Annotated in this window: 14 protein-coding genes; 10 read left to right on the top strand and 4 right to left on the bottom strand. The window is 27.3% G+C overall.

Translation table 11 applies throughout. The annotated features are described in order from the left end of the window. The first annotated feature begins 29 nt into the window (after positions 1 to 29). Genes FDK22_RS00330 through FDK22_RS00320 form a run of 3 tightly spaced genes read left to right on the top strand, consistent with a single transcriptional unit; the run spans position 30 to position 2,653 of the window. Positions 30 to 695, top strand: a complete 666-nt coding sequence (locus FDK22_RS00330; RefSeq protein WP_138150783.1) for a response regulator transcription factor — start codon at positions 30 to 32, stop codon at positions 693 to 695. Beyond that, a complete protein-coding gene (locus FDK22_RS00325) occupies positions 679 to 1,845 on the top strand; it encodes a sensor histidine kinase (protein WP_138150782.1) in 1,167 nt (388 codons plus the stop codon). Before FDK22_RS00330 ends, FDK22_RS00325 begins: the two co-directional genes overlap by 17 nt. Further along, a complete protein-coding gene (locus FDK22_RS00320) occupies positions 1,835 to 2,653 on the top strand; it encodes a cache domain-containing protein (protein WP_138150781.1) in 819 nt (272 codons plus the stop codon). The genes FDK22_RS00325 and FDK22_RS00320 overlap by 11 nt, the downstream gene beginning before the upstream one ends. On the opposite strand, the gene FDK22_RS00315 is transcribed toward FDK22_RS00320, so the two are convergent. Next, positions 2,644 to 3,567, bottom strand: coding sequence for a methylenetetrahydrofolate reductase (locus tag FDK22_RS00315; protein WP_138150780.1), 924 nt, complete (start codon positions 3,565 to 3,567; stop codon positions 2,644 to 2,646). The genes FDK22_RS00320 and FDK22_RS00315 overlap by 10 nt on opposite strands. Positions 3,568 to 3,608: 41 nt before the next feature. Next, complete coding sequence (locus tag FDK22_RS00310) at positions 3,609 to 4,421, bottom strand: energy transducer TonB (RefSeq protein ID WP_138150779.1); 813 nt, start codon at positions 4,419 to 4,421, stop codon at positions 3,609 to 3,611. A 53-nt stretch (positions 4,422 to 4,474) separates the two neighbouring features. Between FDK22_RS00310 and hemL the strand changes: the two genes are divergently transcribed. The 4 genes from hemL (at position 4,475) to FDK22_RS00290 (ending at position 7,127) form a co-directional block, all read left to right on the top strand. Continuing rightward, the gene (gene hemL / locus FDK22_RS00305) at positions 4,475 to 5,758 is read left to right on the top strand and encodes a glutamate-1-semialdehyde 2,1-aminomutase (protein ID WP_138150778.1); all 1,284 of its coding nucleotides are present in this window, start codon (positions 4,475 to 4,477) and stop codon (positions 5,756 to 5,758) included. Positions 5,759 to 5,930: 172 nt separating this feature from the next. After that, on the top strand, positions 5,931 to 6,251 hold the full coding sequence (gene ppnP / locus FDK22_RS00300; RefSeq protein WP_138150777.1) for a pyrimidine/purine nucleoside phosphorylase: 321 nt from the start codon (positions 5,931 to 5,933) through the stop codon (positions 6,249 to 6,251). A gap of 11 nt (positions 6,252 to 6,262) precedes the next feature. Then, positions 6,263 to 6,571, top strand: a complete 309-nt coding sequence (locus FDK22_RS00295; protein WP_138150776.1) for an AtpZ/AtpI family protein — start codon at positions 6,263 to 6,265, stop codon at positions 6,569 to 6,571. Further along, positions 6,510 to 7,127 carry a hypothetical protein gene (locus FDK22_RS00290; protein ID WP_138150775.1) on the top strand — a complete coding sequence of 206 codons (618 nt, stop codon included), beginning with the start codon at positions 6,510 to 6,512 and terminating at the stop codon, positions 7,125 to 7,127. The genes FDK22_RS00295 and FDK22_RS00290 overlap by 62 nt, the downstream gene beginning before the upstream one ends. Here the strand turns inward: FDK22_RS00290 and FDK22_RS00285 are convergent. Together FDK22_RS00285 and rpoD are read right to left on the bottom strand one after the other, a co-directional pair. Further along, entirely contained in the window at positions 7,099 to 7,785 is a 687-nt protein-coding gene (locus FDK22_RS00285) for a hypothetical protein (RefSeq protein WP_138150774.1), read from the bottom strand. The genes FDK22_RS00290 and FDK22_RS00285 overlap by 29 nt on opposite strands. Positions 7,786 to 7,788: 3 nt before the next feature. Continuing rightward, positions 7,789 to 9,711, bottom strand: a complete 1,923-nt coding sequence (gene rpoD, locus FDK22_RS00280; protein WP_276309162.1) for an RNA polymerase sigma factor RpoD — start codon at positions 9,709 to 9,711, stop codon at positions 7,789 to 7,791. Between the two features lie 148 nt (positions 9,712 to 9,859). Here rpoD and FDK22_RS00275 point away from each other — a divergent pair, with 148 nt between their 5' ends. The 3 genes from FDK22_RS00275 (at position 9,860) to FDK22_RS00265 (ending at position 14,134) form a co-directional block, all read left to right on the top strand. Further along, positions 9,860 to 10,360 carry a 3-isopropylmalate dehydratase small subunit gene (locus tag FDK22_RS00275; RefSeq protein WP_138150772.1) on the top strand — a complete coding sequence of 167 codons (501 nt, stop codon included), beginning with the start codon at positions 9,860 to 9,862 and terminating at the stop codon, positions 10,358 to 10,360. Next, positions 10,360 to 11,427, top strand: a complete 1,068-nt coding sequence (leuB, locus tag FDK22_RS00270) for a 3-isopropylmalate dehydrogenase (RefSeq protein ID WP_138150771.1) — start codon at positions 10,360 to 10,362, stop codon at positions 11,425 to 11,427. The genes FDK22_RS00275 and leuB overlap by 1 nt, the downstream gene beginning before the upstream one ends. Positions 11,428 to 11,524: 97 nt before the next feature. Further along, positions 11,525 to 14,134, top strand: a complete 2,610-nt coding sequence (locus FDK22_RS00265) for an ATP-binding protein (RefSeq protein ID WP_138150770.1) — start codon at positions 11,525 to 11,527, stop codon at positions 14,132 to 14,134. Positions 14,135 to 14,146: the final 12 nt, after the last annotated feature.

The following is a 14,146-nucleotide window of genomic DNA, read 5'->3' as shown; positions in this document are numbered from 1 at the left end:
TTTAATCTTTCTAGTTATATACTTAAACTATGAAAATATTACTATTAGAAGATGATTACATATATAATGAAAGTGTTACAGAATATCTAGAAGATATTGGATATGAAGTTGATAGCTTCTATGATGGAGAATCAGCTTTAGATGCCTTAGTTGAAAATAAATATTATTTAGCAATATTAGATATAAAGGTGCCCAAACTAAATGGACATGAGGTTATTAGATATCTTAAAGATATAGGAAATGATACTCCAATTATAATAACTACTTCACTGGTTGATATTGATAATATTACAATTGGTTATCAACTTGGTTGTAAAGATTATCTTAAAAAACCCTACGAACTAAAAGAGTTAGAACTAAGAATTAATAGTTTAATTACTACTAAATATAATACTAAAGAAAATTCTTTGTGTGATTTAATGAATGAATATACATTTAGCTTGCAAAACAGAACACTAAAATTAAAAGACAAAGAGATTGATTTAACCTTAAAAGAAAAAGAGTTAGTTGAATTTTTAGTTAGTAATGCAAATTGTTTTTGTGATATGGAAACAATTAGGGAAAATGTGTGGGAAGGGAAAGAGATTCATTATGCTGATATTAGAATGTATATTAGAAAAATTAGAATTAAAACCTATAAAGATTTTATTATATCCTCTAGGGGATTAGGATACAAAATTGAAGCAACAAAATGATGAGAAAAAATATGCTTATATTTATACCTTATTATTGATGGTATTATTTACTATACCAGTTTATTTTGCTTTATCTTATGCCTATGAAAATGAATTGATTTTAAAAGAGATGGCATTGGAGAAATATTCCAATGAATTAGAAAATCAAATCTACTCAGAACAGATTAATTTAACAAGAAGTGTCAAAATAAAATATGCCTTTTTAAATAAAATGGGAGAGAAGCAACTTTATGATTTATCAAAGGATTTAAAAAATTATAATTTTAAAACATTTGTTGATTACCCATACCTTTACTATAAAAAACATGTTAATAACAATATTTATGGCATCTCAACTATTATTTGTGAAACAAAAATCGATTACTCAAAGGTTCTTTTATTAGCAACTATTTTATTTTTTTCTGTTCTTATTAACATCATATTATTAAATAGAAGTATTATTAGAAATATTTCAAAACCTTATGAATTAGTTCAAAAATATACGAATATTCTATTTAATGACACAATGCATGAATTAAAAACTCCCCTTGGAATAATAAATTTAAATTTAGATTTACTTGCTAGGAAAAGTGGTGAGAATAAACATATAAATAGAATGAAAATTGCATTGAAGCAGATACAAATCAATTATGAATCAATTGAATATTATATTAAAAATCAAAAAGTTAAGTATTCAAAAGACAAAATAAATCTCTCTGAGTATCTTTTTACTAGGGTTGATTTCTTTGAAGATATTGCAAAATCTAAATTTATGACAATAGAAACTAATATAGAAAATGAAGTATTTGTTTATATGAATCTTTTGGAATTACAAAGAATTATAGATAATACAATTATAAATGCAATTAAATATTCCAAACCAGAAAGTAAAATAGAAGTTTATCTTAAATTAGAGTTTGACACTTGTTTTCTTACAATTAAAGATTATGGCTATGGAATAAAAGATACAAAAAGTGTTTTTCAAAGATTTACAAGGGAAGATCAAACACAAGGTGGCTTTGGCTTAGGTTTAAATATTATAAAAACTATTTGTGATAAAAATGGGATTAATGTTAAACTAGAATCAAAAGAGGATGTTGGCTCAATTTTCACCTATGAAATTGAAATTTATAAAAGAAAATTTTTGGATAAGTTAGAAGATGAACAATAAGAATTTTTTAAAAATTACACTATTTGTTGTATTTAGTTGTGTTAGTTTAATTTGGGTTTTTGATAATTATTTAACAAATCAAAAACAAGAAAAAATTGAGATTAGAATAGACTCATATCTAAAAGAATTGACTGATTTAGTTGAGAAGAATAAAAATCTTGTTATGACAGCTTCAGTTTTATTAGCAAAAGATGAAAGTATAAAAAAATGTTTAAGAACAAATGAACGATGTAATTGTTTAAAATACCTTAGTAAATCTAAAGAATCTTTACTAAATACTTATCTTTTTGATGATTTTAAAATCCATGTTCATGATAAAGATTTGAATAGTTTTTATAGACTTTGGGATCCAAATAGAGAAAATGATTCTTTAGATTCTTTTAGGCATTCTTTAAAGATTGTAAAAAAATATGAAACCTCTATTTCGTGTATAGAGATTGGTAGATTTTCAATGCTTATTAGAGGAATTTCGCCAGTTATTGATGATGGTAAATATTTAGGTTCAATTGAAGCAATAACTAATTTTAATTCTTTAATAGAGGAGTTTGAAAAAAAAGGGGTAAAACTATATATCCTTATGAATAAAGAATATCAAACAGTTGCCTCAAAAGTTGAATTTTCAAAGGAACAAGAACTTAGAAACTTTGTACTTTTAAATAAAACAAATGAAGATATAAGTTTTTTAAATTCTATTGATTTTAATGGAACGCAATATCATAAGATGGATTATTTTTATATAGTAAATACTCCAATTTATGATATCTCTAGAAATGTAATCGGTTATTATGTTTTAAAGGTTTATTTATGATTTTTGATGATTTTTTTAACTTCATTTAAAAGTTCAATAGACGCATCAATTTCCTCTTTTCTAATTGCAACACTTTCGATATTACAACCAATAGGAATCCCTTTTTTAAGTCCAAAAGTATATAACTCTTCAAAAATATCTTTTGATAATTTTACTGAGTCTTGTAAAATATCACCTGATTCTTTTAATTCCTCTTCTAAATAGTTTGGTACATTAATTCCAAGCCATTTCATAAAGTCTAAAGTTTTTGCACTTCCACAAGGCGTAAGTGTAAAAATTATAGGTACTAGTTCAAGTGAATTTTCTTTTGCATATTTTACATAATCAGTTAAAAAAGTTTTAGCTGCGTGAACATCATAAACACACTGAGTAATAAAATATTCACAACCAGAATTTTGTTTAGAAACAACTCTAATATGTTCATTGTGTTTAGACATATGTCTTTCTGGAATTGCTATTCCACCTAAACATAGGTTTTTATTAACTTCTTTTTTTAAAGTATAAGCATCTTTTAGAGTCAGAGGATTTTTTTGTTCATGGGAAGCTGCTCCTACAAATACAGAGTGAACTTGGTTTTGTCTTGTAAATTCTAACCATTTTGTAAAAGTCTCATTTGTGTAATTTCCCACAGCCCTATAAACTATTCTTGGTGTTTTTAGTTCTTGCAAATAATTGTGTGAATATTCACAAGGATCTAAGGTTTTAATAAAAGGGAAAGGTCTTTTTTCATCTGTTCTATCTGATTCATCCTGGATATCATATAATACCAATCCATCTACATCTAATTTAGAAATTCTATCAACATGCCTTGAAGCAATCTCTTTAATCTCTTCTTGAGTATGTTTTACTTTAGGGGGTGTGATTCCATAAAGAACTATACCACTTTCTTTATTTCTAATTTTTTCTGTTAACATTAAAAACCTTGAACTCTTTAATAATTTTTTTCGTATTTTACTTAATACAACTTGTAATAAACATAAATCTTTACTTTTGTTTTTGTTTTGGGTCTAGGATAATCTTTATATGCAATCTCAATTGTTTCAATTGTATTTTTATCTAAACTTGTATAACCAGAAGAGTTTGAAAGTTTTAAATCACTTATATCACCATTTGGATGTAAGAAAAATTCAACTATATTCATCCCCTGTTGACCTGTTCTTATAGCAATTCTTGGATATTTTAAATATTTTTGCGTAATTCGACCAATATTTTTTAAGTTTTTTTGTAAATAAACCTTTTGAACCTTGGTAAAAGAATTATATTCCTCTCCATAAAGTCTTAAATAGCTTTTTGTTATATCATCTAACATATTTTTGTCAAGGGGTATAGGTTCTGCTAATAAAAAATTTTCTAATGATTTATTAGGGATTGTTTTTCTTTTTTCTTGGGGTTTTATTTCAGTTTTTTTAGGAATTTGTTTTGTAGGTGTTGGTTTTACTTCAACTTTTTTTACTGGCTTAGGAATAATTTTTTTTGCTTCTTTAGCAATAGGCTTTTTTTGTTGTGGTACTATTTTTTTCTTATCAACCACTTTAAAGTTTTTAGGATTTGTTTTTTTTACTTCAGGTTTTACAACTTTTTTAGGCTCAGATTTTTCTATAGGTTTTTGTACCGGTTTAGGCATTAATTTAACATAGTTTATTGATGATTTATTTATTTTTTTTGATGTAGATGCACTTTGTTTAATCTCTTCTTTTTTTTCTAAGGAAGAAAAGAATAAAAAATGTAAAGAAAGTGATAAAATAAAGGCAAGTATAATAAGTTTCATACTCCTATTATAGTAGAATATTGCTTTTAAAATATATAGATATAGGACCAATAATGTTTGAAAAATCAATCAATGCATATGAAGAAGCAAAACAAGTTATACCTGGGGGTGTTGATTCTCCAGTAAGAGCATTTACAAGTGTAGGTGGAACACCTCCTTTTATTGACAGAGGTGAGGGTGCATATTTAATTGATATAGATGGAAATAAGTATTTAGATTTTGTACAAAGCTGGGGTCCATTAATTTTTGGACATTGTAATGAAGAGATTGAAAAAGCTGTAATTGAAACAGTAAAAAAAGGTTTATCTTTTGGTGCACCAAGTGTTTTAGAGACTGAACTTGCATCTGAAATTGTTGAGATGTACGATCACATTGATAAGGTTAGATTTGTAAGTTCTGGTACTGAAGCAACAATGTCTGCTATTAGATTAGCAAGAGGTGTAACTGGAAGAAATGATATTATCAAATTTGTTGGAAACTACCATGGACATTCAGATTCTTTATTAGTTCAAGCTGGATCAGGTTTAGCAACTTTTGGAACACCAAGTTCTCCAGGAGTTCCTGCTGATTTAACAAAACATACAATAGTTTGTGAATATAACAATCTTGAAGATTTAAGAAAATGTTTTGAACAATCAAATGATATCGCTTGTGTTATTATGGAACCAATTGCTGGAAATATGGGATTAGTTCCTGCTTCTGCAGAGTTTTTAAAAGAGTGTAGAGAACTTTGTGATAAAAATGGGACATTATTAATTTTAGATGAAGTTATGACAGGATTTAGAACTTCTTTAACTGGTGCACATGGATTAATCGATGTTAAAGGTGATATTATTACTTTTGGTAAAGTAATAGGTGCAGGTATGCCTGTTGGTGCCTTTGCTGCTTCAAAAGAGATAATGGGACACTTAAGTCCAGATGGAGCAGTTTATCAAGCAGGTACATTAAGTGGAAACCCTGTTGCTATGGCTGCTGGTTTAACAAGTCTTAGAAAACTTAAAGCTAATCCAGAGATTTATGAAGAATTAAATAAAAAGGCTGTTAGATTAACAAGTGGACTAAAAAAAGTAGCAGAAGATAATGGTATTGGTTTACAAGTTGATACTAGAGGTTCTATGTTTGGTTTCTTCTTTGCTGACAAAATGCCTACAAACTTTAAAGAAGTAAGTGAATATTGTAATTTTGAGAGATTTGGTAAATTCCACCATGAGATGATTAAAAGAGGTTTCTATTTTGCTTGTTCTCAATATGAAGCAGGTTTTATGTGTACTGTAATTACTGATGAAATGATTGATGAGTGTATTGCAGCTGCAAATGAAGTGATGAAAACATTATAAAATTAGGGAAAAGAAACAACTCGTTGTTTCCTTTAGGATTTGCTTCTTTAAATATGGCTTTGCCATATTCCTAAAAGAAGTTAAATAAATATAAGGTCCCTTTTTTCATAGCGTAGTCTTGTGGCGAACGAAGTGAAGACAAAAAATGGGACATTTTTTAAGGATTATTTTTATGGAACATTTAATTGAAAAAAACGTTGATTTATTAAAAAAAGCAAACATCTATTTTGATGGGAGAGTTACAAGTAGAAATTATACTGATAATGAAGGTGTAATTAAATCTTTAGGTGTAATGTTACCAGGTGAGTATACTTTTGGAACAAAAGCAGCAGAAAAAATGGAGATTATTTCAGGGAAAGTTGAAGTTTTATTTGCAGGAGTAGAAAGTAATTGGGAAAGATTTCAAGAGGGTGATACTTTTGAAATACCTGCTAATTCTTCTTTTGAAATAAAAGTTGAAGAGATTACAGATTATTTATGTACTTACATGTAAGATAGGTAAAAATGGAAAATAAACAAGAAAAAGTAGTACCAAAACATAGAGATAAGCTTGAAGCATTAGATAACCTTTCTTTAGGAATATCTATTGTTGCGGCTATTGCACTTGGTTTTGCAGTTGGTTATGGTCTAAAAACATGGACAGGTTATGCTTGGACTTTATGGTTAGGAATATTTTGGGGAATTGCTGCAGCTGGATTAAATATCTATAAGGCATATAAAAGAGCTCAAAAACAATTTGAGGGAATGGAAAATGACCCAAGATATGCCCATAGAGCAAAATATGGGGATAAGTCTTACGACGAAGATGAATAAAAAAGAGATTTTAAATTTTGCAAAGGTTTTTATTATTGTAGACCTTTGCATTATTATTTATGCAATTATAGCTTATGATAAGATTTGGGTTTTAAATACTCAAGTTGCTTTCTTTGGCTCTTTATTTGTAACTTTAGCTTCATATTTTTCATATCAAAGAAATATAAAAAATAGATTATCTAATTTTGATTCTTCCAATGAGAAAAAAATATTAGATGATAGAGACAAAGTTGATGAAATAGATGACCCATTTGATTTATATTCTGAAGATGTAGAACCTATAGCTGAAGAGGATTTAACCCCTGAAAAAATTAAAGAGATTATTCAAGAAGAAAAATCAAAAGTTAAAAAGAATTCATTAAAAAATACATTTTTTTCTGCAAGTGGATTTATTTCTATTTATAGAATATTTGGTTATGGATTTTTAATATTTGGATTTTTTGCTTTAAATAACAATAAAATATTTTTACCAATCCCATTTTTAGTGGGATTAGCAATTGTTCCAATATCAGTTTTATTGGCTAAGTTTACTCTGAGATTAATGGAAGATCAATAGTAATTTTATCTTCATCTTTTGTTACTATAAATGATGCATTTTCATCTTTATAGTTAAATTTTTCGGTAGAACACTTAGTACTTGAAAATACTTCTACACTAATAATAGAGTGTTTTTTACCTTCTAGTCTAATATATTCACCAATTTTAAGAATTACAGATGTTGTTAACATCTCTGATTCTTGAAAATTATCATAAATTAGATTTAATGCTTTAATAAATTCACTTGCATTAATTTTAAATTCTGGAATAGACGGGTCATAGTTTTTAATAAACTTTGCATTAGATTTGATTTTTTTAGTTGAAATTGCTAAATCAACTAGAGTAAAAATATTTGTGATATTAGTATTTTTTGTACTTAGTTCTGAATCTTTTTTAACCATTGCACTTTTGTAAAGTTTCATATGAATCTCATCTTCATTTTCATACTTTACAGTAATTGCATAAAAAGAATAGTTTTTTAAACTTAAATCAAAATATGTAGTTTCTATTCCAAAAGTTTTTGGAGCATGTTTTAACGTTAAATCGAAAAGCTCTTTTTGCTTAATACGGCTAAGCAAAAATTGAGCTTCTTGATTTGAATAAGTTATTTTACCATTTGATGAAAATGATATTATAGGATTTAAATCTATTTCAACCCACTCTTCATAAAAATTCATCTATTAACTTTCTACATAATTTTTTAGGTTTTTACCTACTTTAGGGTGCTTTAATTTTTTAATAGCACTTGATTCAATTTGTCTTACTCTTTCTCTTGTTACAGAAAGTTCTTTTCCAATCTCTTCAAGAGTTCTATCTGATGCATCATCCATAAGACCAAATCTCATTCTAACAACAGCTTGTTCTCTTTCATTTAATTGTGCAAGAATTTGATCAATTTGACCTTGTAAATCCTCTTTCATAATGTTATCAACTGGAGTTGGTGCCTTTTCATCAGGTACGAAGTCTCCAAACTTACCATCATCATCGCTTCCAATAGGTGCTTCAAGTGATACAGGCTCTTTTGTAATTTTAATTACTTGTTTAACTTTATCAACAGGTAAAGCTACCTCTTTTGCAATCTCTTCTACATCAGGCTCTTTACCATTTTCTTGAATACCTTTTCTAATGATTTTATTAATTCTATTAATAGTTTCAATCATGTGAATTGGAATTCTAATAGTTCTAGCTTGGTCCGCAATTGCTCTTGAAATTGCTTGTCTAATCCACCATGTTGCATAAGTAGAGAATTTATAACCTTTTTTATATTCAAACTTATCAACGGCTTTCATAAGACCAATATTACCCTCTTGAATTAAATCTAGGAATGGTAAACCTCTATTTGTATATCTTTTTGCAATAGATACAACAAGTCTAAGGTTTGATTTAGCCATTCTAGTTTTAGCTTCATCAGTAATTTTTTTACCTCTTTTAATTTGCTCTAAAACGTCTTTTAACTCTTCTGGTTCTAAGTCAAAGCCACCTTTAGATGCTTCTGCCGTTTGGAAAAGTTTTTTAATTTCCATATAAGTAGAAACCATAGTTGCTTCAGGAACCATAGAAGTAATTTGCACTTTAGATAAATTGATAATATTATCTAAAATCTTTTGGTGATTTTTTAATAAAATATCATTAAATAAAGGTAATTTATATTCTAGTTTTTTTAATTCAGTTTCAAAACCAGTATCTGATTTAAGTGCAGTTTCCATAGCTTTTACAATCTCTGTAATAAGCTTTGAAGTTGGACCTAAATCTAATAATGCTTCTTTTAAAACTTTTTTCTTAAATGCAACTGCTAAATTAAATTGCATTACATCTACTTCATCATCAGAAGCAGCTGATTCTTTTGCTTGAAATTTTAACCAATCTTTTTTTGCTTTTTCTAAAATTTTAAAAGCAGCAATAATAGTTTCAGCTCTCTTATCAAGTTTTTTTATTTTAGGTGTATCTTCATCTTCTTCTAATTCTTCATCATCTTCAACTTCATCCTCTGAATCATCATTATCTGAATCCTCATCATCAAAGTTTCTGAAAAGCTCTTTTACTTTTCTTTCTCTATTTACTAATGGTTCTCTATACTCAAGAATAAAATCTATTAAGTAAGGAACATAACAAATAGCATCAAGAATTACATCTTCACCCATTTCTATTTTTTTAGAGATTTCTATTTCTTCCTCTTTTGTTAATAAAGGAATCTGTCCCATTTCTCTAAGGTACATTCTAACCGGAGAATCAGATCTTGACCACTCTAAAAGCTCTTTATTTTTTAGTAGGTCAAATACATCATCATCATTGTCTTTTAACTTGTTTCTTAAATCTTCTTTTTTCTTAGCCTCTTCAGCATTCATTCTTTTTGCTTGTTCTTGACCAGTAATAAGTGTTACATTATATAATTGAACAAGTGCAATAAGTTTTTTGATATTCGCTGATGTAGGAGCTTTAGGAAAGATTTTAATAAGTTTTTCGTATGTAAGTATTGAGTCTTTGTATTCTTTTACAATATTCTCAATCTCTTTATTTAAATCTTTTACGCTCATATACGGAAGTTCCTCGTTTGTTTTGAAAGATAAGGCACGTATTATACCGAAATTATTTAAAAACTTCATTAATTTACTTTATTTAATCTATTATTTTTATACTTTTGGATAAAATGCAAGACTTTAGAAAATTTCTGAATTAGAAAAAAAGTAAAAAATTTAGAGTAATACTAGAATTTAAAAGTCTATTCAATGGACTATTTTAAGGAAAATTAATATGAACGAAATTACTGGAAAAGTATGGAACTTTGGAGCAAATATTGATACTGATGTTATCATTGCTGCTAGATATTTAAATAGTTCTGACCCTGAACACTTAGCAAAATATGTTATGGAAGATGCAGATCCTGATTTCCCAAATAAGTTACAAAAAGGTGATATTATAGTTGCTGGAGAAAACTTTGGATGTGGATCAAGTAGAGAACATGCTCCAATCGCACTTAAAGCCGCGGGAGTAGCTGCAGTTGTAGCACCGTCTTTTGCTAGAATTTTTTATAGAAATGCATTTAATATGGGATTACCAATTTTTGAATTACCTGAATCATTAGAGATTAAAGAGGGTGAAGAGATTTCAATTAACCTTGATGAAGGAATTATTACAAATAATACAACTAATAAATCATATAAATTTATTCCAATTCCTCCATTTATGCAAGAATTAATTGCAACTGGTGGATTAATCAACTATGCAAAAGCTGAAATGGGAGTTAACAAATAATGAAAAAATATGATATTTCAATTATCAAAGGTGATGGAATTGGTCCAGAGATTGTAGATGAAGCAATTAAGGTTTTAGATGCAGTTTCTTATTCTTGTGGGTTCTCTTTAGAGTATAAAGAGTATTTAATGGGTGGTATTGCTATTGATGAAACTGGTACTCCACTACCTCAAGAAACTATTGATGGTGTATTAAATTCTGATGCTTGTTTATTTGGGGCAATTGGTGGAGAAAAATGGGATACTTTACCAAGGGATTTAAGACCAGAAACAGGACTTTTAAAATTCAGAGAAGCAATGGAAGTTTATGCAAACTTAAGACCGGCAATCATTTATGATGAGTTAGTAAACGCTTCAACACTTAAACCTGAGGTTATTGAAGGTGTTGATATTATGATTGTAAGAGAACTTATTGGTGGTATCTATTTTGGAAAGCCTAGAGAAAATGATGGTTTTAAAGCATTTAATACTATGGTTTATACTAAACCTGAGATTGAAAGAATTGGTAAAACTGCTTTTGAACTAGCTATGAAAAGAGATAAAAGAGTTTGTTCTGTTGATAAAGCAAATGTTCTTGAAGTTTCTCAATTATGGAGAGACACAATGGAAGAGATTGCTAAAGATTATCCTGAAGTTGAATTATCTCATATGTATGTTGATAATGCGGCAATGCAATTAGTAAGAAATCCAAAACAATTTGATGTAATTGTAACTGGAAATATCTTTGGTGATATTTTATCTGATACAGCTTCTATGGTTGTTGGTTCAATTGGATTATTACCATCAGCTTCAACTGGAGATAAAACTGCAATTTATGAGCCAATTCATGGTTCTGCTCCTGATATTGCAGGACAAGGAATTGCAAATCCAATTGCAACTATTGAATCTGCTGGAATGATGTTAAGATACTCTTTAGGTGAAATGGAAGCGGCAGATAAAATTGATGCAGCTATTAAAAAAGCACTAAAAGATGGATATAGAACAAAAGATTTAGCAGCATATGATGCTAAAGAGGTTGTTACTACTTCAGAAATGGGTGATATTATCGCTAATAATATTAGTCAATAATTAAAAAGGCTCTTTTTGAGCCTTTTCTTTCTTCTTTTACTCAAAAATAAATTCATTTTATGATAAACTCCTAATTATTTTTAAGGATTGTTTTTATATGAAGGGTTTAGATACTTTAGAAAAAATTTTAATACCTGTAATTTTAACAGGTTTTGTTTTTATTATTAGTTTATATATTGGTATAGATTATGCTTTAGGTTCATATTTAGATATGCAAACAAAGAATTTTATGGCATTTTATATGACACTTTTATTGATAACTCTTGTGATAATTGCAGTTTTTGTTTCAAATCAATTCGTTAAAAAACCTATGCTTGAGTTAACGGAATTTCTTGATAAAATAGAAAATGACCATTACCAATTTTTTGAAAAAAATTTTGCAAATACAGATATAGATAACTTTGTTATTCAAGTTAATAAATTGATTAACTACTTAGAAAATAAAGATAAAAAAACAAATTCTTTAATTGAAAATCTATCAGAATCAAATAAGTTTTTAGAAGAGTATCAAAAGGCGGTAGATGCCTCTGCAATGATTTCAAAGTTTGATAAATTTGGGAAAATAACCCATGTAAATGATAAATATTTAGAAAAGTCATTATATAAAGAAAGTGAACTTTTAGGTGAAGAATATAATATATTGTGTCATAAAAATTTTGATGAAGTTTTTTTTAATGCTTTATTTACAAAAATCTCAAAAAATAATATTTGGACAGGAGAGATAAAAAATTTAGATAAAAATGGAAATGTTTTTTATACTTCAACTATAATTGTTCCAATTTTAGATTCAAAAAATAATATTTTAGAGTTTTTATCATTTTCAATTGATATTACAGAACATATAATTTCTTTAGAAAAAGCAAAAGAAGCTGAAGCATCTAAATCAATTTTTCTTGCCACAATGTCACATGAAATAAGAACACCTTTAAATGGTATATTAGGCTTTGCAAAACTTTTAGAAAATTCAGATATTCCTAAAAAAGAGATGGGGTATATTGATATAATTAATAGTAGTGCAAAATCACTTCTTGGAATTATAAATGATATATTAGATATTTCAAAAATAGAAAGTGGAAAATTTGAATTAGAAAATAGGGCATTTAATCCCTTTAAAGAGTTTGAACCAGCTATTGAACTTTTTGTTGCAAAAGCAAGCGAAAAAAATATAGATATTTTGTTTTTTATTGATCCTAAACTTCCAAATAATTTGATTGGAGATTCATTAAAAATAAAACAAGTTTTAACAAATTTAATAGGTAATGCCATAAAGTTTACGCCAAATGAAGGTAATATCTCAATTAGAATTGAACAAGTTCAAAGAGATGAAAAAACAGCAAAAATTTTATTTAGTATCAAAGATTCTGGTATAGGAATATCAAAAGATTATCAAAAAATTATATTTAATCCTTTTTCTCAAGCTGATTCAAGTGTAACAAGAAAATTTGGTGGTACAGGACTTGGTTTATCTATAAGTTCAAACATTATAAATATTATGGGTTCAAAAATAGAGCTACTTAGTGAAGAAAATAAAGGAAGTGAATTTTATTTTGAATTAGAAATGGAATACGAAAAAAGTAAAAATCTATATCCTCAAATTGACACAAGTTCTAAAATTGCAATTTTCTGTTACGAATATGATTGTACTTCTCAGCTTGGTATGGTTAAAAAGTATTTAACAAACTACAGTGAGCCAGAGGTTACTGATGATATTGAGACTTTAAATGAGTTTAGTTTAATAATTGGAAAATATGACGATTTATTAAAATTAGATTTAACAAAAATTAATGTTCCACTAATATTTATCGCTGATTACAGCGATAAAGAGATATCTATTGAAAATGAACATAGAATGATAAAGTCTCCAATAAATCAATCAAAACTCTATGATACAATAGTTGATATTTTAAATCCAAATTTAGAAGATGAAGTAAAAATTGATAGAGAATTAATAAAACATTCAAATATTTGTTGTTTAATTGTTGAAGATAATCCTGTTAATCAATATTTGATGGAAGCTATGTTAAGTCAAAAACATATTCGTTGTAAACTTCTTGAAAATGGCCAATTAGCTGTTGATGAGATTAAATCTGGAAATAAGTATGAACTTATTTTTATGGATATTAATATGCCAGTTATGAATGGTATAGATGCAACAAAAGAGATTTTAAAATTTGAAAAAGAAAATAATTTAAAACACACTCCTATTGTAGCTTTAACAGCAAATGCGGTTGCTGGAGATAAAGAGAAGTTTTTAAGTGAAGGGATGGATGATTATATCCCAAAACCATTTGAAGAATATATGTTAGATGAAATTTTAACAAAATATATAAAAGCAAATAAAGAAACAACATTAAAAGTTAGTGAAAATAGTAAAAAAACGGTAGTAGAAGAAAAATACTCATTAGAAAAAGTGGCAAAATCATTAGGTTTAAAATTAGATATATTTAGAAATATTTTTAAAACATTTATTTCTACAATTGATAAAGATTTAGAAAAATTAAAAACATCAATTGATAATGAAGATTTTGAATCTATAATACAAAATGCTCATAAAATCAAAGGGGCTTCTGCAAATCTTAAGATAAATGATGTATTTGAAATATCTAAAAAAATTGAGTTAAGTGCAAAAGAGAATTCACAAATTGATTATAAAAGTGAATTTAATAAGCTTAGTAGTTGCGTTGAAGATTTAAAAAAAGTAGATTAAAGTTTTTAAACT

The organism is Arcobacter arenosus (genome assembly GCF_005771535.1).
Taxonomy (GTDB): domain Bacteria; phylum Campylobacterota; class Campylobacteria; order Campylobacterales; family Arcobacteraceae; genus Halarcobacter; species Halarcobacter arenosus.
The sequence above is the reverse complement of the archived record's forward strand: the minus strand, read 5'-3'. Positions and strand labels throughout refer to the sequence as shown.

Bases quoted from the DNA above. Each gene is read 5' to 3' on its own strand.
- FDK22_RS00330 (WP_138150783.1), top strand. From the start codon at position 30: ATGAAAATATTACTATTAGAAGATGATTACATATATAATGAAAGTGTT.
- FDK22_RS00320 (WP_138150781.1), top strand. From the start codon at position 1,835: ATGAACAATAAGAATTTTTTAAAAATTACACTATTTGTTGTATTTAGT.
- FDK22_RS00315 (WP_138150780.1), bottom strand. From the start codon at position 3,567: ATGTTAACAGAAAAAATTAGAAATAAAGAAAGTGGTATAGTTCTTTAT.
- FDK22_RS00310 (WP_138150779.1), bottom strand. From the start codon at position 4,421: ATGAAACTTATTATACTTGCCTTTATTTTATCACTTTCTTTACATTTT.
- hemL (WP_138150778.1), top strand. From the start codon at position 4,475: ATGTTTGAAAAATCAATCAATGCATATGAAGAAGCAAAACAAGTTATA.
- ppnP (WP_138150777.1), top strand. From the start codon at position 5,931: ATGGAACATTTAATTGAAAAAAACGTTGATTTATTAAAAAAAGCAAAC.
- FDK22_RS00295 (WP_138150776.1), top strand. From the start codon at position 6,263: ATGGAAAATAAACAAGAAAAAGTAGTACCAAAACATAGAGATAAGCTT.
- FDK22_RS00290 (WP_138150775.1), top strand. From the start codon at position 6,510: ATGACCCAAGATATGCCCATAGAGCAAAATATGGGGATAAGTCTTACG.
- FDK22_RS00285 (WP_138150774.1), bottom strand. From the start codon at position 7,785: ATGAATTTTTATGAAGAGTGGGTTGAAATAGATTTAAATCCTATAATA.
- rpoD (WP_276309162.1), bottom strand. From the start codon at position 9,711: ATGAAGTTTTTAAATAATTTCGGTATAATACGTGCCTTATCTTTCAAA.
- FDK22_RS00275 (WP_138150772.1), top strand. From the start codon at position 9,860: ATGAACGAAATTACTGGAAAAGTATGGAACTTTGGAGCAAATATTGAT.
- leuB (WP_138150771.1), top strand. From the start codon at position 10,360: ATGAAAAAATATGATATTTCAATTATCAAAGGTGATGGAATTGGTCCA.
- FDK22_RS00265 (WP_138150770.1), top strand. From the start codon at position 11,525: ATGAAGGGTTTAGATACTTTAGAAAAAATTTTAATACCTGTAATTTTA.